The sequence below is a fragment of the Streptomyces coeruleorubidus genome (genome assembly GCF_028885415.1).
GTDB lineage: Bacteria > Actinomycetota > Actinomycetes > Streptomycetales > Streptomycetaceae > Streptomyces > Streptomyces coeruleorubidus_A.
In genome coordinates this window covers 448,347-470,057 of sequence record NZ_CP118527.1, presented here as the reverse complement: position 1 = coordinate 470,057, position 21,711 = coordinate 448,347, and the positions used below count along the sequence as shown (strand labels likewise).

The 21,711-nt window shown below is 70.5% G+C and carries 14 protein-coding genes and 2 pseudogenes; 6 read left to right on the top strand and 10 right to left on the bottom strand.

Features of this window, described 5'->3' with window-relative positions; genetic code table 11:
• Positions 1–48: 48 nt before the first annotated feature.
• From PV963_RS02330 to dhaK, 3 genes are read right to left on the bottom strand one after another with little or no spacing between them, the layout of a single operon-like run.
• Complete coding sequence (locus PV963_RS02330; RefSeq protein ID WP_274813912.1) at positions 49–459, bottom strand: PTS fructose transporter subunit IIA; 411 nt, start codon at positions 457–459, stop codon at positions 49–51.
• Positions 452–1,051 (bottom strand): dihydroxyacetone kinase subunit DhaL, encoded by a 600-nt coding sequence (gene dhaL, locus PV963_RS02325; RefSeq protein ID WP_274813911.1) that lies wholly within the window; start codon positions 1,049–1,051, stop codon positions 452–454. The genes PV963_RS02330 and dhaL overlap by 8 nt, the downstream gene beginning before the upstream one ends.
• Positions 1,052–1,100: 49 nt before the next feature.
• Positions 1,101–2,093, bottom strand: a complete 993-nt coding sequence (gene dhaK, locus PV963_RS02320; protein WP_274813910.1) for a dihydroxyacetone kinase subunit DhaK — start codon at positions 2,091–2,093, stop codon at positions 1,101–1,103.
• Positions 2,094–2,521: 428 nt separating this feature from the next.
• Here dhaK and PV963_RS02315 point away from each other — a divergent pair, with 428 nt between their 5' ends.
• The 3 genes and pseudogenes from PV963_RS02315 to PV963_RS02305 all read left to right on the top strand — a co-directional run bounded on the left by PV963_RS02315 (position 2,522) and on the right by PV963_RS02305 (position 10,065).
• Positions 2,522–2,920, top strand: a complete 399-nt coding sequence (locus PV963_RS02315) for a hypothetical protein (protein WP_274813909.1) — start codon at positions 2,522–2,524, stop codon at positions 2,918–2,920.
• A gap of 95 nt (positions 2,921–3,015) precedes the next feature.
• A complete protein-coding gene (locus PV963_RS02310; protein WP_274813908.1) occupies positions 3,016–5,049 on the top strand; it encodes a flotillin family protein in 2,034 nt (677 codons plus the stop codon).
• Between the two features lie 130 nt (positions 5,050–5,179).
• Positions 5,180–10,065: pseudogene (locus PV963_RS02305) on the top strand (DNA repair ATPase).
• A 58-nt stretch (positions 10,066–10,123) separates the two neighbouring features.
• Here the strand turns inward: PV963_RS02305 and PV963_RS02300 are convergent.
• From PV963_RS02300 to PV963_RS02285, 4 genes and pseudogenes are all read right to left on the bottom strand, one after another.
• Positions 10,124–10,447, bottom strand: a complete 324-nt coding sequence (locus PV963_RS02300; RefSeq protein WP_274813907.1) for a hypothetical protein — start codon at positions 10,445–10,447, stop codon at positions 10,124–10,126.
• Positions 10,444–10,758 (bottom strand): hypothetical protein, encoded by a 315-nt coding sequence (locus PV963_RS02295; protein ID WP_274813906.1) that lies wholly within the window; start codon positions 10,756–10,758, stop codon positions 10,444–10,446. Before PV963_RS02295 ends, PV963_RS02300 begins: the two co-directional genes overlap by 4 nt.
• Positions 10,755–12,658, bottom strand: a pseudogene (locus PV963_RS02290) (NAD-binding protein). Before PV963_RS02290 ends, PV963_RS02295 begins: the two are co-directional and overlap by 4 nt.
• Before the next feature lie 109 nt (positions 12,659–12,767).
• Positions 12,768–14,003: a cation:proton antiporter gene (locus PV963_RS02285; protein ID WP_274813905.1), complete on the bottom strand. Its 1,236-nt coding sequence runs from the start codon at positions 14,001–14,003 to the stop codon at positions 12,768–12,770.
• Between the two features lie 192 nt (positions 14,004–14,195).
• On the opposite strand from PV963_RS02285, the gene PV963_RS02280 reads away from it, so the two are divergent.
• The 3 genes from PV963_RS02280 (at position 14,196) to PV963_RS02270 (ending at position 18,241) form a co-directional block, all read left to right on the top strand.
• Entirely contained in the window at positions 14,196–15,266 is a 1,071-nt protein-coding gene (locus PV963_RS02280) for a PucR family transcriptional regulator (RefSeq protein WP_274813904.1), read from the top strand.
• Between the two features lie 582 nt (positions 15,267–15,848).
• A complete protein-coding gene (locus PV963_RS02275) occupies positions 15,849–16,445 on the top strand; it encodes a DUF6461 domain-containing protein (protein WP_274813903.1) in 597 nt (198 codons plus the stop codon).
• Positions 16,446–16,774: 329 nt separating this feature from the next.
• Positions 16,775–18,241: a NucA/NucB deoxyribonuclease domain-containing protein gene (locus PV963_RS02270; protein WP_274813902.1), complete on the top strand. Its 1,467-nt coding sequence runs from the start codon at positions 16,775–16,777 to the stop codon at positions 18,239–18,241.
• A 691-nt stretch (positions 18,242–18,932) separates the two neighbouring features.
• Here the strand turns inward: PV963_RS02270 and PV963_RS02265 are convergent.
• Genes PV963_RS02265 through PV963_RS02255 form a run of 3 tightly spaced genes read right to left on the bottom strand, consistent with a single transcriptional unit; the run spans position 18,933 to position 21,263 of the window.
• Positions 18,933–19,781, bottom strand: coding sequence for an IS5 family transposase (locus PV963_RS02265; protein ID WP_342456355.1), 849 nt, complete (start codon positions 19,779–19,781; stop codon positions 18,933–18,935).
• Positions 19,782–19,839: 58 nt separating this feature from the next.
• Entirely contained in the window at positions 19,840–20,259 is a 420-nt protein-coding gene (locus PV963_RS02260) for a RacP protein (RefSeq protein WP_274813901.1), read from the bottom strand.
• A gap of 2 nt (positions 20,260–20,261) precedes the next feature.
• Complete coding sequence (locus PV963_RS02255) at positions 20,262–21,263, bottom strand: DUF6192 family protein (RefSeq protein WP_274813900.1); 1,002 nt, start codon at positions 21,261–21,263, stop codon at positions 20,262–20,264.
• Positions 21,264–21,711 lie beyond the last annotated feature (448 nt).

The window sequence follows — 21,711 nt, the reverse complement described above, 5'->3', positions numbered from 1 at the left end:
GGCGGCCGGTCGCCGGGCACGCCGCTCTCCGGCGCGCCCGGCCCGGTCTCACACCTTCCGGTACGTGTACGCCTCCGCGGCGGCCGACTCCACGGCCGCCAGGTCGGCCCCGGTGGCCGCCGTGACGACCGCGGCCACGGCTCCCTCGACGAACGGAGCGTCCACCAGCCGCGTCTGCTCCGGGAGTTCGTCGCCCTCCGCGAGCAGCGCCTTCACGGTGAGCACCGCACTGCCCAGGTCGGCCAGCACGGCGACGCCGGCGCCGCGGTCCACGGACGCGGCCGCCGCGGCGATCAGTTCGGCACTCGTGCCGAGCCCGCCGCCCTCGATGCCGCCCGCCGGGGCGACGGGCACCGCCGGGCCACCGCCCGCGAGCCCCTTCGCCAGCGCCGCGACCGACGCGGCCACCTCCGCGCTGTGCGACACCAGCACGATGCCCACGAGCCGCTCGTCACTCACCGGCGGCCTCCGCGAGTCCGGCGACGAGCAGCGCCGCCGACGTGGCACCCGGATCCTGGTGCCCGATGCTGCGCTCGCCCAGATAGCTCGCCCGGCCCTTGCGCGCCTGCAAGGGCGTCGTCGCCACGGCACCCTCCTCGGCGGCGGTCCGGGCCGCCGCGAACGAGTCGCCCAGCGCGTCCACCGCGGGCACCAGCGCGTCGATCATGGTCTTGTCGCCCGGTGCGGCACCGCCGAGGGTCATGACCGCGTCCACCCCGGCCCGCAGCGCCTCGGCCAACTGCTCCGCACTGACCTCGGCGGCATCCCCGAGCGCCTTGCCGGTACGGCGCAGCAGCGTCCCGTACAGCGGCCCCGAGGCGCCGCCGACCGTCGAGATCAGCTGGCGCCCGGCCAGTGTCAGGACCCCGCCGGGCGTGCCGGGAGCCTCCTTCTCCAGGGCCGCCGTCACGGCCGTGAACCCTCGATGGAGGTTGCTGCCGTGGTCGGCGTCCCCGATGGGGGAGTCGAGGGCGGTGAGCCGTTCCGCCTCGCGGTCCACGGACTCGGCGGTCACCGTCATCCAACGGCGGAAGAAATCGGCGTCGAGCACTGGATCTCCTTGCCTGGTAGGTACGTGGTGATCCTCTACCCCTTCCGCGTCACACGCCCCAGCGCAGACCCGGTGTCTTCACCGGCGCGTCCCACAGCCGCAGCAGCTCCTCGTCGACCTGGCACAGGGTGACGGAGGCGCCCGCCATGTCCAGCGAGGTGACGTAGTTGCCCACGAGAACGCGGGCGACGGCGACGCCGCGGGCGGCGAGCACCCGGTGCACCTCGGCGTTGAACCCGTACAGCTCGAGCAGGGGCGTCGCGCCCATGCCGTTGACGAGGACCAGCACGGGATTGCGCGGCTTCAGGTCCTCCACCACCGCCTCGACGGCGGCCTCGGCGATCTCGCCGGACGTCATCATCGCCCGCCGCTCCCGGCCGGGTTCGCCGTGGATGCCGATGCCCAACTCCAGCTCGCCGGGCGGCAGATCGAAGGTGGGGCTGCCCTTGGCCGGTGTGCTGCACGGGCTCAGCGCGACACCGAAACTGCGGGAGTTCTCGTTGACCTGCCGGGCGATGGCCTCCACCCGCTCCAGCGGCATGCCCTCGTCGGCGGCGGCGCCCGCGATCTTCTCCACGAACAGGGTCGCGCCGGTACCGCGCCGCCCCGCCGTGTAAAGGCTGTCGGTCACCGCCACGTCATCGTTGACCAGCACCTTCGCGACCTGAATGCCCTCGTCCTCGGCCAGCTCGGCGGCCATGTCGAAGTTGAGCACGTCACCGGTGTAGTTCTTGACGATGAACAGCACCCCGGCCCCGCTGTCCACGGCGGCGGCCGCGCGCAGCATCTGGTCGGGCACCGGGGAGGTGAAAACCTCACCCGGACAGGCCGCCGACAGCATGCCGGGCCCTACGAATCCCCCGTGCAGCGGCTCGTGCCCCGAGCCACCGCCCGAGACCAGCCCCACTTTCCCGGCCACGGGAGCGTCCCGCCGCACGATCACCCGGTTCTCCACGTCCACGGTCAGATCCGGGTGGGCAGCCGCCAGACCACGCAGCGCGTCCGCGACCACGGTCTCCGGGACGTTGATCAGCATCTTCACGGGTACCTCCTGGTGAGACTGGTACGTGCGCCTCTGGCCTTCATCCTCGCAGCCCGGCTCAGGCTTGACCAGTTGTCGATCTTGGCGTTTCCCGGCCGTCGACAGCGGGTCGCGACGGTACTGACACGACTCGACGCCGACCTTGCCGACAGATCGTCAGGTCCGGATGCGGCATCTCCCCGCGGGACTGCCAGAAGGGCGCTCCGTTCTTGACGTCTTCTTGACGGGCCCCGGCATGCAGCCCCCCATGAACACTGCCGGGAACCGGCAATGCGCGGCCCGGGCCGGATCGTGCAGCATGGCTCGCGGGGAGCACGGCGGATCGCCTTGGTGCCGGACACCGGCAGGTGCCCGGCACCAAGGCCCGGAACGACCGTGCATCACCGGAGACGACTGAGGCGCGCCGCGGGGGAGAGGGGAACCACGAGATGCGCACCCTTCTGGCAGCGGCCACGGCCCCGCCCACGATCCTGCTGACCGCCGCGCTCGTCGTGGTCGTCTGCTTCTGGCTCCTCGCAGCCGTCGGTGTCACCGACGTCGGCAGCTTCGACGCGGACGTGGATCTCCGGGCCTGGCGCATGGACGGGGTGCCCGTGACGGTGGCCTTCTCACTGCTGACCGCGCTCGCCTGGTCCCTGAGCGTCGGAGCGGCGGTTCTGTTCACCGCGTTCGCGATCCCGGGACCGGTCGCCGGGATGCTGTACCTGGTCGCACCCGTGGGGGCGATGCTCGTGGCCTGGGGTGCGACGTGCCTGATCGTGCGTCCGCTGCACCGCCTCTTCCCGGACGAACCCGGGCCGTCCGTACCGGCGGACCACGCCGCCTGAGCCGCGGCGACGCCGGAACGCGGCTCCCGGCCCTTTCGGCCTCTCTTTTCGGCTCTCCCTCGCTTTCAACTTCCTCACGCTGAAGGACGTATGCCATGGCTGCCATGATCGTGGGCACCGGCGTGCTCGTCGCCGTCTGCCTGCTCCTCGTACTCGTCGTCGCCCGGTTGTTCCGCAAGGTGGAGCAGGGCAAGGCCTTGATCGTCTCCAAGATGCGCAAGGTCGACGTGACCTTCACCGGGCAGGTCGTGCTGCCCGTGCTGCACAAGGCCGAGGTGATGGACATCTCGGTGAAGACCATCGAGATCACCCGGGCAGGCAAGGAGGGCCTGATCTGCCGCGACAACATCCGCGCGGACATCCGGATCTCGTTCTTCGTGAAGGTCAACAAGACCGTAGAGGACGTCATCAAAGTCGCCCAGGCCGTCGGCACCGCACGGGCCAGCGACCGGGACACGCTCCAGGAACTGTTCCATGCGAAGTTCTCCGAGGCGCTGAAGACCGTCGGCAAGCAGCTGGACTTCACCGACCTCTACACCAAGCGCGAGGAACTGCGGTACCGGATCATCGAGGTCATCGGCGTCGACCTCAACGGCTACCACCTGGAGGACGCGGCGATCGACTACCTGGAGCAGACGCCGCTGACCCAGCTCGACCCGGCCAACGTGCTCGACGCGCAGGGCATCCGGAAGATCACCGAGCTGACGGCCGTGGAGCACGTGCGCACCAACGAGTTCCAGCGTCACGAGGAGAAGGAGATCACCCGGCAGAACGTCGACGCCCGCGAGGCCATCCTGGAGCTGGAGCGCCGGCAGGCGGACGCCGAGATCAAGCAGCGTCGGGAGATCGAGACCGTACGGGCCCGTGAGGAGGCCGAGACGGCGCGGGTGGTGGAGGAGGAGCGGCTGCGGGCGCAGGGCGCGTTCCTCCAGACCGAGGAGCAGCTCGGCGTCCAGCGCGAGAACCAGGCCCGTGAGGTCGCCGTCGCGGCCAAGAACCGTGAGCGTGTCATCGCCATCGAGAACGAGCGCATCGAGAAGGACCGGCAGCTCGAGGTCATCGCGCGGGAGCGGGAGACGCGACTGACGCAGATCGCCGCCGAGAAGGAGGTCGAGGCGGAGAGGCGGGAGATCGCCGAGGTGATCCGCGAGCGCGTGGCGGTGGACCGTACGGTCGCCGAGCAGGAGGAGGCCATCAAGAAGCTGCGGGCCGTGGAGGAGGCCGAGCGGGGCCGGCAGGCCGTGATCATCGCCGCGGAGGCCGAGGCGCAGGAGAAGCTGGTCAAGGACATCAAGGCCGCCGAGGCGGCCGAGCAGGCCGCCGTCCACCGCGCCGCCGAGGAACTCACCCTCGCCGAGGCCCGGTTGAAGAGCGCCGACCTCGACGCGCAGGCCAAGCTGCGTCTCGCCGAGGGCATCCAGGCCGAGTCCGCCGCAGAGGGCCTCGCGGTGGTCCAGGTCCGTGACAAGGAGGCCGAGGTCATCGAGAAGGCCGGCCGTGCGGAGGCGGAGGCGACCCAGGCCCGGCTGCGTGCCGAAGCCGACGGGGCGCGGGCCAAGGCGCTCGCCGAGGCCGAGGGCATCAGCGGGAAGCTGAAGGCCGAGGCCGCCGGGCTGACCGAGAAGGCCGCCGCAATGGCCGCGCTGGACGACGCCTCCCGTGGCCACGAGGAGTACCGGCTGCGCCTGGAGGCGGAGAAGGACATCCGGCTCGCCGGGCTGGACGTGCAGCGACAGGTCGCCGAGGCGCAGGCCACGGTGCTCGCCACCGGGCTGGAGAACGCCGACATCAGCATCGTCGGCGGCGAGTCGGTCTTCTTCGACCGTCTGGTCTCCTCGATCGCGCTCGGCAAGGGCGTCGACGGCTTCGTCCAGCACTCCGAGACCGCCCAGGCGCTCGCGAAGCCCTGGCTGGACGGCACCTCCAGCTTCACCGACGACCTCAGCCGAGTCCTCGGCTCGGTCTCGACGGCCGACGTGCAGAACCTGACCGTGTCCGCCCTGCTGATGAAGCTCCTGAAGCAGGGCGGCGGGAACGCCGGACAGTTCCAGCAGCTCCTGGACAAGGCGGGCGAACTGGGCCTCGCCGACACCCCGCTGACCGAGCTCAACGGTAGCGCCAGGGCCTGACCGCCGCCGGGGCCTGGCCGGCGTGCCAGGACCGGACGTGCGCCACGGCCCGACCCGGCCCGTGATCCGGAGCTGCCGCACAGGGGACGGCAGCTCCGGACCACGTTCTCCGACCTCCGAAAGGGATCTCATGACCACCGGTCTGGACACCGGCACGTACGAGGTGCTGCGCGACCGGCTCATCGCGCAGGCCGCCGAGCTCGCCCGGCGCGCCGAGGCGCTCAACGCCCGCCGGACCGAGGAGTTCGGCTCCACCCGGCTGGAGCTGACGAGCACCGACCGGCTGCGCACCGAGCACAACTGCGTGCCCCGCGACATCGTCCCCGTAGGCGACAGGCTGCTCTTCGGCCACAACGTCTTCCTCGGCCTCAAGCCGGAGACGACGGTGGGCGACGTCTTCGCGCTGTACGACCGCGATCTCAACCGGCTGTCCGAGGACGCCGTGCCGGGCCTGCTCGACGATCCCGCCTTCGTCCGCGAGTTCGCCGCTCTCCACCGCTACTACCGGCAGGCCCACCTCCTGCAACTCCGCCGTGTCGAGGGCAAGCTGCTGGCCGTCTTCCAGACGGGGGAGAAGCCCGGCGACATCCGCGTCCTGCGCTGGGCGGTGACCGACGACGGGCAAGTGTCCTTCCTGGACGCGCGGGGCGAGCGCGACCACGTCTTCCCGCCCTCCCACGACTTCGCCTGGACGCGGACGACCCGCGAGCACCACGTCCTCGGCCGTCATCCTCATGTCTCCATCGAGGGCGAGGTCTTCGTCGAGACGGTCGGCGGCACCCTGACCGTCAAGGTCGAGGACGACACAGAGACGGGCGAGGGGATTCACACCGAGCCGGTCGCCGAGCCGCTCCAGTCCCTCGCCGACGCCGACATCGCGTACGCGCGCGTGGGCGCCCTCATCCTGCTGGACGTCCTGCCGTACAAGGAGGACGTCCACCGGTACCTGGTCTTCAACACGCTCACGAAGAGCGTCGTCCGCCTCGACGGCATCGGCCGGGCCTGCCGGACACTGCCCGAGGACCAGGGGATCGTCTTCCCCGGCGGCTACTGCCTGGCGACGGGGGCGTACAAGACGTTCGACGGCATCGCCGCCCCCTTGGACATGGCAGCCCTGGAATTCGAGCGGACGGTCCGTTCGCCCAACGGCGAGGACGTCCTGTTCGCCTTCCACGCGCGCGTGGCAGGCCGCAGCCTCCTGCTGCCGTACAACGTGATCCGCAAGGAGGTCGCCACCCCGCTGTCCTGCCACGGCTGGGCCCTCTTCGACGACGGCACGCTGATGGTGCTGCGTGCGGACACCGACGAGCCGCAGCGCGTGCACCCGCTCCAGCTGTGGAACTCCCCGTACGTCTCCGACACGCACGCGGCCGCCCAACCCGTCGGCACCGGCCGGCTCGCCCGCGTCGGCAACGCCGACCTCGTCCGCGGCATCTCCGACTGCCTGTCCCTCACGCGCGCCGTCACCGAGACGACTCCGACGAGCGAGGTCTACGCGGCACTGTCCGCCGCCTGTGTCCGGGCCGCCGACTCCTACCACTGGCTCAGCGACCCCGAACTCGGCGATCTGCACACGCCGCTCACGCAGGTCCGGGCCACCGCCGAGCAGGTGCTGGCCGAGTTCGAAACCGTCCAGGCCCTCACCCGCCAGGCGGCCGACGCGCTGACCGAAGCCGCCGCACAGGCGGCAGCGGTCGTACGACGACTGCGCGGTGAGGCCCCGCGCAGCGCCTCGGCCTGGGTGGCCGGCCTGACCGAACTGAGGCACGCCCAGGGCCATCTGCTCACCCTCAAGGACATGCGGTACGCCGACACCGCGCGCATCGACGAACTCGCCGCCGATGCCGAGGCCGACCTCGCCTCCTTCGGGCAGCGGGCCGTCACCCACCTCGCCCGCGAGGACGCCTTCGCCGGCCACCAGGCCGCCATCGAACAGCTCGTCGCGGACGCCGGGGCGATCGAAACCGCCGCCCAGGCCGCACCCGTCACCGCACGTCTCGACGAACTCGCCGACGGACTGCGCACGGTGACCGAGGTCGTCGCCGGGCTGGACATCGGCGACGCCACCGTCCGCACGTCCATCCTGGAGCGGATCGCCGAGGTCCTCGGTGGTGTCAACCGCGCCCGCGCCACGCTCGACGGCCGCCGCCGCGCGCTCCTCGACCGTGAGGGACGTGCCGAGTTCGCAGCCGAGTTCGCCCTGCTCGGCCAGGCCGTCATCGGTGCGCTCGCGGCCGCCGACAGCCCCGAGGAATGCGACGAGCAACTCGCCCGCATGCTGGTGCGGGTGGAGAACCTGGAGTCCCGGTTCGCCGAGTCCGACGACTTCCTCGGCGAGCTGGCGGACAAGCGCGACGAGGTCCACGAGGCGTTCTCCGCCCGCAAACAGACCCTCGCCGACACCCGCGCCCGCCGCGCCGAGCGCCTCGCCGACTCGGCGGCCCGCGTCCTGCGGACGGTCACCCGACGTGCCGCCACACTCGCCGGCACGGACGCGATCGCCACGTACTTCACCTCCGACCCGATGCCCGCCAAGGTCTGCCGCATCGCCGACGAGCTGCGCGAACTCGGCGACCAGGTGAGGGCCGAGGAACTCGACGGCCGCCTGAAGTCCGCCCGCCAGGAGGCGCTGCGCGCCCTGCGCGACCGGACCGACCTGTACGCCGACGACGGCCGCACCCTGCGCCTGGGCAGCAACCGTTTCGCCGTCAACACCCAGCCCCTCGACCTCACCCTGGTCCCGCACGGCGACACCCTCGCCTTCGCGCTCACCGGCACCGACTACCGCTCGCCGGTCACGGACCCCGACTTCGCCGCCACCCGCCCCTACTGGGACCGTCCCCTGCCGTCCGAGTCGCCCGGGATCTACCGCGCCGAGCACCTCGCCGCCCGGCTGCTGGACGAACACGGCCCGGCCGCGCTCGCGGAGGCCGATCTGCCCGCCCTCGTCCGGCAGGCGGCGGAGGCGGCGTACGACGAGGGCTACCAGCGCGGCGTCCACGACCGTGACGCGACCGCGATCCTCGCCGCGCTTCTGCGCCTGTACGAGGGAGCCGGCCCGCTCCGCCACGAACCCGCCGCCCGCGCCGCCGCCCACCTCTTCTGGGCACACGGCACGACGGCCGAGGAGCGCGAGAACTGGACCCGGCGGGCGGTCTCACTGGCGCGGGCCCGGGACACGTTCGGACTCGTCCCGGCGATTGCCGACCTGCGCGCCGAGCTGACGGACGCGATCGGCAGCCGAGTGGCGGCCGCCTACCTCTTCGAGGAGCTGACCAGCGGCCCCGACGGCTTCGTCATCAGCGCCGGCACCCGCACGCTGCTCGACAAGTTCCGCCGCACGGTGGGCACGTCGGCCTACGACGACGACCTCGCCGTCCTCACCGACCCGGCCGCCCGCAGACAGCTGGTCGAGGCGTGGCTGACGTCGTACACCGCCTCGACCGGCACGGAGATCACCCCCGGCGACCTGGCCGAGGCGGTGGCCGCCGAGCTCTGCCCGGACCTGCCCCGCTACGAGTCCGACGCCCCGCTGACCGAGACCGTCGAGGGGCTGCTCGGCACCCACCCGCGCGTCAGCGGCGGCACCCTCACCGTCCGCGTCGACGAACTCCTCGCTCGGGCAGGGGAGTTCCGGGCTCGTGAGGTCCCCGCTCACCGCGCCTACCAGCGACGCCGTACGGCACTCCTGGCAGCCGAGCGCACCCGCCTCCGCTTGGACGAGTACCGCCCGACGGTGATGTCCACGTTCGTGCGCAGCAAGCTGATCGACGAGGTGTACCTCCCGCTGGTCGGCGACAGCCTCGCCAAGCAACTCGGTACGACGGGCGACACCGAGCGCACCGACACCGGCGGCCTGCTCCTGCTCATCTCCCCGCCCGGCTACGGCAAGACGACCCTCATGGAGTACATCGCCGACCGCCTCGGCCTGATCCTGGTGAAGGTCGACGGCCCCGCGCTCGGCCACGCCGTCACCTCCCTCGACCCGGCCGAGGCACCGAACGCCACCGCCCGCCAGGAGATCGAGAAGATCAACTTCGCGCTGGAGGCGGGAAACAACATCCTGCTCTACCTCGACGACATCCAGCACACCTCGCCCGAACTGCTCCAGAGGTTCATCCCGCTGTGCGACGCCACCCGCCGTGTCGAGGGCGTGCGCGACGGCGAGCCACGCACCCACGACCTGCGCGGCAAGCGGTTCGCGGTGTGCATGGCCGGCAACCCCTACACCGAGTCCGGCAGCCGCTTCCACGTCCCCGACATGCTGACCAACCGCGCCGACGTGTGGAACCTCGGCGACGTCCTGACCGGCAAGGAGGACGCCTTCGCACTCAGCTTCATCGAGAACGCGCTGACGGCCAACCCGGTCCTCGCCCCGCTCGCCGGCCGCGACCGCGCAGACCTGGAGCTGCTGATCCGCCTGGCCGAGGGTGACTCCACGGCCGAGCGGACCGGCTGGCACACCCGTACGCCCCCGCCGAACTGGAGCGTGTCCTCGCCGTACTTCGCCACCTTCTCACGGCCTGCGAGACGGTCCTGGCGGTCAATGCCGCGTACATCGCCTCGGCAGCCCAGTCCGACGCCACCCGCTCCGAGCCGCCCTTCCGCCTCCAGGGCTCCTACCGCAACATGAACAAGATCGCGCAACGCGTCCAGCCCGTCATGAACGACACCGAACTGGCCGCGCTGATCGACGACCACTACACGGCCGAGGCCCAGACCCTCACCACCGGCGCCGAGTCCAACCTGCTGAAACTGGCGGAGCTGCGCGGCACCCTCACCAGTGAACAGGCGCTGCGCTGGAGCGAGCTGAAGGCGGCGTACGTACGCACCCGGACGCTGGGCGGACCGGACGACGACCCCATCGTCCGCGCCGTGGCCGCCCTCGGACTGCTCGCCGACCGGATCGCGGCCGTGGAGACGGCGGTCAACCGCGCGGCCGACCCACGCCACCTGATGGCCAACCCCCTTGCCCGCCACGCGGTCCGCCCGGCCTCGACGAACGGGGAACAGTGAGGTGCCGCGCGGACGTCCGGTCCGGCTGCCCCGGACAGGTGACTCACCCGGCAGCGGTCTAGGACGAGGCCGGCACGGCGGCGGAAACAGGCGGGAGACGGGGCGCGGTGGGCCGTTCGGCGGGGGCGTCCTCCAGTTGCTGCACCATGGTGTCGTCCGGTCTCTCGCCCGGCGTGCCGTCGCGGGTGGACAGCAGGGACCAAGCCCCGAGCGCCAGGACGACCGCGGCGGAGGCGGCGACCACGCCGCAGACGCGCCGGAGTCTGCGATTTTCGACGGTCTCGGCTGCCGAGGCGGTCATCAGGCCCAGGAGGCTGGTGAACAGTGCGAGGCCGATGACGCCCGCCGGTTCGGCACGGCCGGTGGCCCACCCCAGGATCACGGCCGACCAGCGCCCACGTACCCGGTCTGGACGCCGCGGGGCAGACACCACAGGTACCGGACGAGGGTGTCACCGTTCCCGACCCTCAGCAGGTTCTGCCCGGCGCGTGACACCACGGCACGCACCCCCGCCACCAGACAGACAGGCCCGAGAGCGACGGTCAGGGGCACGGCGAGGGCCTCGGCCCACTGTCGCCATCCCGGCAGATGAGACACGGCCAGCCCCGCCGTCCCCAGCAGACACGACACCCAGGCCGCACAGAAGAGCACCTTCCCGAAGCCGCGCAGCTCCGGCAGGCCCAGCCATCTCATGTCGGCCCGATCAGTCGTGTTCCGGCGTGCGGTCGACGGCCCAGGAGCTCGGCCAGGCCCTGGCGGGTGGCGGCGAGGACGACCCGGTCCTGGGCCCGCAGGACGTATCCCGGGTGGAGATCCCAGACGAGGCCGGCGGGCCGGCACGCGCCGTCGTGCGACGGGGTGGCGGCGAGGTCGGGCAGCCGGTCGTCCGGTGCGGCGGTGTCCAGAGCGAGGACACGCCAGGCTCCCGACCGGAACGACTCGGCGACGGTGCGCCCTTCGAGGTGCGGTTGCCCGGCGACCTTGAGGGCGGCGAAGAGCAGCACACGGCGCTCCACCGGGATGGCGCCCAGGATCTGGCGGCCCATCATGGCCCCGGCGAAGGCGGGAGCGGCGAGGGTGGAGACGCTGCGGCTGCGGGTCAGGGCGCGAGGGTGGGCGGCGCGCAGCGTGCGGTGGACGGCGGTGGCGAAGTCGTCGTCGTACAGCCGCAGCGCGACCCGCACGTCGGGCTTGACGGAGCGGGCGTACAGGGAGGCTTCCAAGTTGGTGGTGTCGCTGCTGGTGAGGGCGAGCAGGGCGTGCGCTCGCTGGATCTTGGCGGCTTCCAGGACACCTTCCTGGGTGACGTCGCCGATGACCGTCGGCACGCGCAGGCGGCGGGCGAGCGGGATGCCGCGGGCCTCCGGATCCTCCTCCACGCACACCACCGGGATGCCGAGTTCCGTCAGGCGGGCCAGCACACGGGTGCCGATCTTGCCCAGTCCGAGCAGGACGACATGGCCGGACAGTCCGCGGGGCGGGCGGCGCAGCGCGGAGGCGGTGCGGAAGGTCCCGAGCGCCTCCAGCACGGCCGCGAGCAGCACGGGAAGGAACAGCAAGCCGGCCAGCCCGGCCAGGAGTTGGAGAATCTGGCGGGCCGTGGGCTCGTCGAGGGCGGGGTCGTTGACGGCGAACAGGTCGAGCAGGGTGAGATAGGCGGCGTGCAGCGGGTGAGCGTCGGTGGTCAGCCAGGTCGTCACGGCCAGGCCGAGGACGCAGGCGGTGAGCCCGGCCAGTGACCAGCGCAGCCGGCGCGAGAACAGTGCGGTGAGCGGGGCCCGCCGCCCCGCCAGGCGTCCGGGCGGGGGAGCGGTCCCGCTGTGCGCGACCGTCTCGAGAACCACGGTGCCGCGCCCCGTGGCCGCGGCCACGGCCTCGTCGTCGGGCAGCAGCGTCGGACCCTCCTCGCCACTGGCGTCGGTACCCTCCGCGCCGGCCGGGTCGCTGGTGGTGGACGACAGCAGGGCGAGTGTGCACAGGCCGGGGCCGGCCACCCGGCCGTGGCCGGGCGGGGTGCGTTCCGTGGCGCGCAGCAGCAGCCCGTCGGCCTGGACGACCTTGCTGGTGCCGGCGACGGCCGTGGCCGCGAGCGCGGGCGCCGCGGTGTCCGCGTCCGACAGGACGGTGGTGGAGGTGTCCAGGGCCTCGGGATCCAGGCCAGGGACGGCCAGGGTCGCGGCCTGGTCGAGGAGTTCCTCGAGGTGCTGGCCGAGCTTGCGGTTGTAGAGCCGGATGACCAGGCGCAGCCGGGGGTTGAGGCGGCGGGCTGCCAGGGCCGCGCGGATGTTGGTCTCGTCGTCGTCATGGACCAGCGCCAGCGCGGTGGCCTCGCGCACGCCCACCTCGGCCAGGACGGCTTCGTCCAGTTCGTGGGTCTCCAGCACCCGAGGAGGGCCGGCGCCCTCGTCGGCGGACGGTCCACCGGCACGGTTCACGACAGCCTGTACCGGCCGAGCAGGGCCGAGGCCCGCGCCCGCCCGACGGGGCCGCCGCGGCGTGCGGGCGGTACGACGAGGGTGACCCGCTCCCGGTACACCGTGGTGAGCTCGGCTGCCAGGCGCTCGGCGAGCGCGTCGTCACCGCACACGATCATGTGGCCCGGCTGCGGCAGCCCACGCGTCGGCTGGGGGAAAAGGACCATGTAGTTCCCTCACTTCGAGATCGGGCGAAGACCGAACCGGCTCCCTCACACACGGATCAGGTCACGCGTCGACACGGTCGCTCTCCTTGCCGGTTCGCGCCGTGGTGTCCCCGCCGGGTACACCTGCGAGGTCCTCGACGTCGAACAGCCGGGCGATCGGCACGTCGGTGGAGCTGTGCGCGATGATCGAGAAGGCAATGCACACGGCGATCAGCGTGAACGCCTCCTCGCCCTGCGGGATCCCGGCCTGCAGCACCAGCAGTCCGTACACCACCGACGCGAAGCCCTTCGGGCCGAACCAGGCCGCGACCAGCTTCTCCCGCCGGTCGAACCGGGTGCCGAGCAGCGACAGCAGCAGCGACGCCGGGCGGATCAGCACGATGGCGAGGACGACGGCGACGTAGCCGCCGAAGGAGAGGTCACCGAACAACCGCGGCGTCAGCAGCGCGCCGAACACCAGCAGCGCCGCGAACTTGGCCAGCTCCGCCAGCGCCTCGCCGAGCGGCTCGAACGCCTCCCTGGCCTCGACGGAGCGTGCCGTGAGCACGGCGCCCGCGGAGAACGCGGCGAGGTAGGGGTTGGCGTGCGTGAGGTGGCAGGTCGCGTACAGGATCACGCCGATCGCGAGCGGCAGCAGCGGCTGGAGCTTGGGTTCCGCACCCAGCAGCCGGAACCGTACGAGGCCGGTCACCATGATCGGCAGGACGACACCGAAGACCAACCCGAGGACAAGCTCCAGCGCGATCTTCCCCAGTGACGACTCGGCGTGCCCGGAGGCCGGCCCGGACGCGGCGATCAGGATCAGGACGACCGGCAGAGCGAGCCCGTCATTGATGCCGCTCTCCACGTTCAGCAGCTGACGCAGCTTCGCCGGGACCTCCTTGCGCCCGACGATCGCGGAGGCGAACACCGGGTCGGTGGGCGCCAGCACGGCACCGACGAGGAAGGACGTCGTCCAGTCCAGGCCGACGGCGAAGTGCGTGATCAGCGCCATGCCGACGAACGCGAGGGGCATGCCGAGTCCGAGCGCGCGAGCCGGGTTCCGCCAGTTCTCGCGCAGCTTGGGGAAGGAGACGTGCATGCCGTCGGTGAACAGCACGGCGAACAGCGCCAAGTCGGCCGTGACGGACACGATCTCACTGTCCGGCGTGATGTGGATCAGCCCGAGGAAACCGTCACTGACGAGGGCCCCACCGACCAGGAAGAGGAACGACGTCGACAGAACGGTCCGGGCCGCGAGACCCGACAACAGCACCGCGATGAGCAGCGCCGCCCCGAAAACCACGACGAGCACCATGACCACGACCCCCGATCAGCGAAGAGACTTCTGCCCACAACGCCGACCAGGCTTCCCGGCACACCGCTGAGCACCTTACATGCCCTTTACGCGCCCCTGACAGGTGCCACAGCCGCACTCTGACACCCTCGACATTGCCGGAATCCGGCAAGGAGGGAAAGATGTCAAGGACGCAACAACGGGGGGAGTTCCATGACAGGTCAGCACGTGTCCGAGGAGTACGGCAAGTACCTGGACGGATACGCCGGCATCCTCGCAGACGCCTCCGCGACGGGCCGCCGGCTGACGCGGGAGGAACTGGACTCGCGCCGCACGCTGGGTGAGAAGGCAGCGGAGGCCGGTCTCGGGCTGCGCGCCCTGGTCGCCGCTCACATGGCCGAGGCCCGGACGAACTGGCCGATCGGGAACGGTGTCTCCGTGGACAGTGTGCTCGCGGCCGCCGGCCAGGCCATGGACGCGTTCGCCGAGGGCTACGAGCGGGCCCAGCGGCACGCCGTACGCCAGGAGGAAGCCGCCCGCCGGGAGTTCATCGACGACCTGCTGTACGGCCGCAGCGACCTGGGCCGGCTGGCCCAGCGCGCGGAGCGCTACGGGCTGCGTCTGTCGTACGAGCACGCGGTCGCCGTGGCGCGCGGCACGACTGCCTACGACGAGGGAGATCCGGCCCTCCGGGAGGTGGAGCGCGCGCTGATCAGCCGGTTCGGTGACCGCAGCATCCTGCTCACCACCAAGGACGGACGGCTCGTGTGCATCGCCCCCGGCGATCAGGACGAGGTCCTCGCGTACTTCGCGAAGCAGGCGTTCGCCGTCACGGGCGGGGGACAGGTGGCGATCGGCCGTCCCCAGCCCGGCGCGGCAGGCGTCGTCCACTCGTACGAAGAGGCCCTGAACGCTCTCGAACTCGCCGAACGACTGGAACTCGACGCGCCCGTGCTGCGCGCCGCCGACCTCCTCGTCTATCCGGTCCTCACCCGCGACCGGCAGGCCATGGCCGACCTGGTGCACAGTGCTCTCGGCCCGCTGCGTCAGGCCCGCGGCGGTGCCCAGCCGCTCCTGGACACCCTCACCGCGTACTTCGATTCCGGCTGCGTGTCCGCGGAAGCCGCGCGGCGGCTGTCGCTGAGCGTGCGGGCCTTCACCTATCGCCTGGAACGCATCCACAAGCTCACCGGCGCCGATCCGTCCGACCCGGTCCACCGCTACACGCTGCAGACCGCGGTGATCGGGGCCCGTTTGCTGGACTGGCCGGCGGAATCCTTCTGAGTGGTGACCAGTAGCAGGACTCTTACAAGAGTCTGACGCGACCGCCGTTCTGCATCGGCGCGCCGTTCCCTCCGCCCACTCTGTTCACGTCCGCGGTCGCGGACCCCGCCGCGCAGGCGGCGCGGAGAGATTGAGGAACGGACGTGAGTGCGTGTTTCTGAACTGCGAGGTGCGTCACCGCATCTCGTCCGCGGGTGATGCGTTGGGCATTGCCAATGGGAGGAAAACAGCCGGGGCGGGGTCGGCTGAGGTGCGGGAGTTGCAAGCAGCGGGCCCCGCTTGACCTGCGGTCCAAGGATGCCGAGAGCTGGAACGGCCAGTGGGAGAAGGGGCAGCTGGACCCGGCGCCGAGCCGCCGACCTCGCTGTGCTCGCGGAGCACTACCGCCCCTACACCACCAAGGAAGCTGCACAGTTCTGGGCCACCCAGCGCTGGCTGCACATGGCGATGCGCCCGCTGGCGTGCGCTGGTCACCGCCCGCCAACATCACCTGAACCGCACCCAGTAGGTCGTGCGTGGGGGGAAGTAATTCGACGACCCGCTCGCCCCGCATCGGCGGGCGTAGACCTGAGGGAGATCTGGGTGCTGGATTTGACGGAGATGTTTGGTGAGGGCTGGTGCGTGACTCTTGCGCCTATGGGGGCCATGCAGGCTCTGGAACGTATGGGGGTGCTCAAGGCTGACCTTGTCCGAGACGGGATGGAGCGGGCCAGTGAGCGGCTGGAATCCGGGAGCGAGGGACCCGAGGTGATGCTCCTGGCGCGTGATGTGCGGGGCGGATGGTGCATGGTGGTTGAGCTGGAGGGAACCTCGGGCTGGGTAGGGATGGACCACGGGGTGCTTGCCGCGCTGTCTGCGGACGGCCGGGTGGTGGTCTCTGCGTTCCAGGACCCGAACCAGATCATGGTGCAGGTTGCGGCTGACGGCACGGTGGTGTGTGAACTGGACGTGCTTGCCGGCTACTTCACCCGTGTTTGGGGTGAGGGCCGCTCGGTGGAGTTGTTGCTGGCTGCGGGGTACTCCCGCGATGGTGATCCGGTCGGGCAGGCCGAACAGTTGGATTTCGCCGAGCGGGCCGTGCTGGCGCTTGCCGCGGTGACCGGGGTGGAATTGACGGAAGCCGATTTTGACGGCCCGTGGCTCGCCGGCTTGGCCGGTCCTGCAGGTGACCCTGACTGATGGGGCTGGCGTCCACTTCCGGTGTTTCTTGGGTGGTTCGACGAGAACTATGTGAAGGACTGGAGCTCCGAGTGCAAGGCCCTTGTGCCGTCTGCTGATGCTCTGCAGGCTCCGGAGCGTTGCTGGAGGCTGGGGACCTCTCGGGGGAGCAGTGCCGCCGGACCCGGCCGAGCACCAAGGGGGATTTGCGACGCATGTCGTTGAGGAGAACACGGCGCTCCAAGACACTGATCGCGGCGTTAGCAGCGGGAGCGTTCCTGCTTCCGGTACAGGCCGCCAATGCCCAGACGGCACCCGAACCGGCCGCTGCGCGGACCAACACCACAGCTGTGAATGCCGGGCCTGAACAGACCATCAAGATGAAGATCGGCGTCTCGAAGCAGGAGCTGGCCGATCTGCGCGCGAAGGGCAAGAAGGCCAGCGATGCGGGGCTGACAAGCCTGCCCGTGCCCGGCCCTTCCCAGGCCAAGAAGTCGCCGCCCACGTCCCGTGCCGCCAAGCCGGTGGCGAAGCCGCTGACCGCGGTGCAGGCTGAGCGTGCAGCACGGCAGGCGGCGGCCGCCAACGTCCAGGCTCAGGCTCAGGACTCCAGTCCGAGGGCCGCCGCGGCGGCCGAGGCCGATCGCGGCTACGTGCCCATCGAGGACGAGCCCAACGCAGACCGCCTGGACGCCTGCTTCGACGGCGACAGTGCCGATAGGGACATCGGCCGCATCTACAACCGGTTCACCTATTGCGCCCGCTACGACCTCGAAGCCGAGTACTGGGAGATCGACAACAAGGGCAACCCGGTCGAGAGGGAGGGCACCACCACCGCCAAGTTGAAGGTGTTCGGGCAGGGTGACGCCAAGGACCGGCGGGTGAGGATCTGGTCGCAGATCGAGAAAGACTCCGTCGAACACGACTGGGGGCCCTGGGACAACATCTTCACCGCCCCCAACGTGGACCTGTCCCTGATGGCCTCGTGCTCGCAGGGCGGCACAGTGTGCGGCGCCAGCCCCGGCGCCTACACCCTTCCCTGGGCCACCTGGGACAACAACCCCATCTGGGCCGACTGGGATATCACCAACAACGACGCGCGCTCCGCAGGCCGCGACAAGATCTCCTACAACCAGTGGTACGTCGAGGCGTGGACCGACGGCGAGGACTACACCACCGTGGGCAGCGGCACGACCCCGGAGCGCATGGTGCGCTGCGATTCCGCGGACTACTTCAAACACGGCCAGATCAGGTACCCGAAGGCCTGCGTCTTCTACGAGGTCACGCCGCATCTGACCTACACCCGTGGCACCAGCAGCACCCACCACGCGGTCGCTGACCACCTCGACATCGCCATGAACAACCCGAACTCCACCTATCCGCTGCTGGCCGCACCGAACCAGCCCTGGCCTCGGAACAAGATCATTCCGGGTAAGTACTCGCCGTCCAACCCCAATGCTCCGGGCCTGCACCGCATCATCCCAAAGCTCCACAAGGCCGAGTACAAGGCGAACCTGGACCACAAGAACGGCGCCTGCTTCAAGAGGGGACCGCAGCGGCATCTGTACCAGCAGACGGGTCTGCCCAACGGGACCGGTGACCGTGAGCAGTGCGACGAGTTCCCCTTCGCCTCCACCCTGGAGGGTGCGGGCAACCCCAACTGGGACTTCTCCGTCAAGTCCATCCCGGCAAGCGATAACCAAGTGGCCGGCGGCATGCTGCGCGTGTACTACACCGATGACCGGATTCTGGCCTGGGACAAGGGGCTGGACAGCCCCGACCTGACCAACGACCGCTTCTACATGCAGATCAACTAGAAGCGCGCAAGCCGTCCAGCGGTAGGTACAGGACAGCCCTGGAGCTCCCCGCCATTGGCTGTGGCGGGGAGCTCCTCCGTTTCCCACCCGGCCCTGTCCCTGAACGATCAGAAAGGGAGGAAGACGGCTGTCCCCCGCCGCCGGGGTTCGCGATCCCCGCCCTGCTGTTGCATCTTCAGGGTGGCGAGGAACCTCTCGATGGTGGCCCGCACTTGTGCTGCCTGGTCCCACTCCGCTCTTTGATCCCGAGGTGCGGCCCGAGGGCCCGCAGGAGGAGGACCGCCGACCGCTGCTCGGTGCTCTGCTGGCCCAGACCGAACTGGACATCACCGCCGCGCCTTCGCTGGACAGCGCAGAGGAAGAAGGCCAAGTGCTGCTGGGATGGATCGAGGAGGTGGTCCAGACTCCGCGCTGTCGGCCAACGTGCTGGTCAATCGGCTGCATCGCACGGGGGTACTACCCCTGGGACTCGATCAGGACGAGACCTTCCCTGGGCAGTCGGCAGCGTCGATGGCCGTGGTGGTCGCCGCGGACACGTTCGGCGCCCTCCTTCACTTCCAGACCGTGGACGTGGAAGGCGTCCGGCGGGCCCTCGGACGGGCTGAGGCGGGCCGTTAGCAAGGCCCTGCGGAGCATGCACGACCTCCGCGTTGCGATCGGCGACGCGGAGGAAGAAGAGGAGTGGGGGCGGTCAGCCGTCGGCCGCTGCCGGTTTCCTCGGCCAGCTGGGGGTGGCGCCTTTGCGGGCAAGTCGCCTGGTCATGAGGGTGATGGCGGCCCAGGTGATCAAAGTTTCGGAGTGCTGGACGAGCCGTTCATAGTCCCGGGCATGTCGGCGGGCGTGCATCATCCACGCGAGGCTGCGTTCGACGACCCAACGACGTGGGAGCACGATGAAGCCGGAGGCGTCCTTGGGTCGGCTGACGGGCTTGATCGTGAGGTTGAGGTGCTGTTTTGCCCAGTCGATGAGCTTGCCGGCGTAGGCGGAGTCGGCCCAGACGATCGTGATCTCGGGGTGCATGAGGCGGAGGCGGAAGAGGACTTCCTTCGCGGCTGCGGCGTCGTGCAGGTCGGCAGGGGTGACCATGACCATGAGGGGCAGGCCGCGGGTGTCGACTACCAGGTGGCGCTTGCGGCCGTTGATCTTCTTGCCCGCGTCGTAGCCGCGGGTGGCCTTGGAGACGGTTTCCGCGGCCTTGACGCTCTGGGAGTCGATCACGGTGGCGACCGCCCGGGGGCCTTTGCCCATGTCCCGGCGGATCCGGCCGGCGAGCTGGTCACGGATCTGGCCGACGATCCCGGCGGCGGCCCAGCGGGCCATGAACCCCCAGACCGTGCGCCAGGGCGGGAAGTCGGCGGGCAGAGCCCGCCACTTGCAGCCCGTGTCCACGACGTAGCGAATGCCATCGACGATCTCGCGGCGGGGATGCTTCTCCGGCCTGCCGCCGGCCGAGGTCTCGCAGGCCGGGGTGGGCAACAGCGGTTCGAGCAGGGCCCATTCGGCGTTCGTGGTGTCCGAGGGATAGCGGCGAGAACGCATAGCGAGAGCCTTCGGGCTGTGCGGCGGTCCGCCTGCCGTCCGGGCGGACCGCCGCAGGTCAGGAGCTGTTGATGAGGTCGAGGGTGGACTCGATGGAGTTGAGCTGGGCGACGATGTGCTTGACCCACTTGTCGCCCGGGTGGGCGGCGGCGTGCGGGCCGACGGTGCCGGTGATGAACCGGCGGAACTCGGTCAGCTTCTCCCTGAGCACCGCCCGTTCGTATGCCTCCAGCACGTCCCGCTCGGCGCCGAGCTGATAGCCCGTCGCCCTGTTCCAGGTCAGCGGGGGCCAGCCCTTCTCCGCGGCCTGGTCCTTCAGCGCGGCAAGCCCGGAACGGACCTGGCTGGGGGTCAGGTCGCTGGCGCGTACCAGCTGAGGGAACTCAAGGCCGGCGGGTCTGGCCTCGAACAGCACGAACCGGACGGTGTCCGCGTGGCGTCTGGCCGCATCGCCCCGTCGCCGCGAGGCACGGGCCATTCCTACTCGCCCTTCAGCAGACGGGCCAGCTCATCATCGACGTCGACCTTTCCGGTGTCCACGGCCATTTCCACCCAGTCGAGCGTCGCCCGCAAGCGGGCCACGTTCTCGTGCACGATCGTGCGCTCGTCGTCGTTGAACGTGTGGTTGCGCAACGAGGGGACAATCCGGCCAGCCGCCGCGACGAAGGAGTGGAAGGCGGTGACCAGGTCCAGGAACTCCATGCTCCGCTCGATGTTCCTCACGGCCGGGGCGACTGGACTGGTGCGGTCGAAGTCCTCGCGGGATTGCCGGTTGCGCTCGTTCTGGGCATGGTTGACCTGGAACCGGGCGGTGTCGTCACTCATCGCCCTGAACGCGACGTCCGGCCTGCGCAGCAGGCTGGTCGCGGCCGTCGCCGCGACCGACTCGTCCCGCGTGAACTCCTCCACCACCCGGACCTTGTCGTCCGCCGACACTTTGGCCGCGACCTGCGGACGCTTCAGGAAATCGGTGGTCGCCGCCGCCGCGACCTCCTCGTCCCGGGCCAGCGAATGGATCGCGGTGACCTTCTCCTGCGGCGTGATCGGCGTCTCGACCTGCTGCCCCACCCGCCGGCTCGCGTCGTCCGTGGTCCACCTCGCCTTGCCATCCGGCGGCGTCAGAATCGCCGCGAACCGCTCGGCCTCGTCGTCGATGTTCGCCAGGGTCCGGTGGACCGTGTAGGACGCGATCTTCGGCTGCCGGTGTTCCTTCGGCCAGCGCGAGGCCACCCACCTCGTGGTCTTCACCGTGGTCACGCTCAGCCCGATGTCGTCGGCGAGCCGCTTCAGCGACTGCTCGACCGTCCAGGGCGTTTCCCCGACGAGCCCGCCCCGCTGCCGCATCGGCTCGATCTCCAGAGCGCCATCGCCGATCGTGAACTGCCCGCGCGTCTGCTGCTCGACCACGGCCCGCAGCTCGGCCACGATCTCCTCGTAGCGGGACTGGCTGACGTTTCCGACCTTCTCGGTCTCCTCGGTCATGGTGTCTCTCACCACCAACTGCGGGCCGGGGCACGGCACTTAGGACCGCGACGGGTCAGGGCCCGCTTCCAAGCCGAGAGTCAGTCCGTAATCCTATGATCACAACGAATGACCTTAAATGACCGGATGGTGACCGGAGTTGGACTCAGGATGCGTTCGCTCAGCGGTTACTGTGACCGTTCGCCGTACGGTTCCTTCCGGCGCCTCCAGGCCCTCACCTTGCACCGCGTCGAGCAGTACATGGCATCCGACCGGCGGTCGACACCGACCACCCACCGGGCCCCGCACTCCGGGCACTCCGCCTCGCCAGCGCCACTCTGGGCCGCCGCCAGAAGCCTCCGCAGCCGACGTTCCTTCCGCCACTGCCTGGCACGACAGGCCGACGAGCAGAACTCCGCCCTGGGGCGGGCATCCGGCCTCAGCCGTTCACCACAACCCCGGCAGATCC

Excerpts from the sequence above, each read along its gene's own strand:
- PV963_RS02315 (WP_274813909.1), top strand. The coding sequence starts at position 2,522 with ATGCGCACCCTTCTGGCAGCGGCCACGGCCCCGCCCACGATCCTGCTG.
- PV963_RS02310 (WP_274813908.1), top strand. The coding sequence starts at position 3,016 with ATGGCTGCCATGATCGTGGGCACCGGCGTGCTCGTCGCCGTCTGCCTG.
- PV963_RS02295 (WP_274813906.1), bottom strand. The coding sequence starts at position 10,758 with ATGAGATGGCTGGGCCTGCCGGAGCTGCGCGGCTTCGGGAAGGTGCTC.
- PV963_RS02285 (WP_274813905.1), bottom strand. The coding sequence starts at position 14,003 with ATGGTGCTCGTCGTGGTTTTCGGGGCGGCGCTGCTCATCGCGGTGCTG.
- PV963_RS02280 (WP_274813904.1), top strand. The coding sequence starts at position 14,196 with ATGACAGGTCAGCACGTGTCCGAGGAGTACGGCAAGTACCTGGACGGA.
- PV963_RS02265 (WP_342456355.1), bottom strand. The coding sequence starts at position 19,781 with ATGCGTTCTCGCCGCTATCCCTCGGACACCACGAACGCCGAATGGGCC.
- PV963_RS02260 (WP_274813901.1), bottom strand. The coding sequence starts at position 20,259 with ATGGCCCGTGCCTCGCGGCGACGGGGCGATGCGGCCAGACGCCACGCG.
- PV963_RS02255 (WP_274813900.1), bottom strand. The coding sequence starts at position 21,263 with ATGACCGAGGAGACCGAGAAGGTCGGAAACGTCAGCCAGTCCCGCTAC.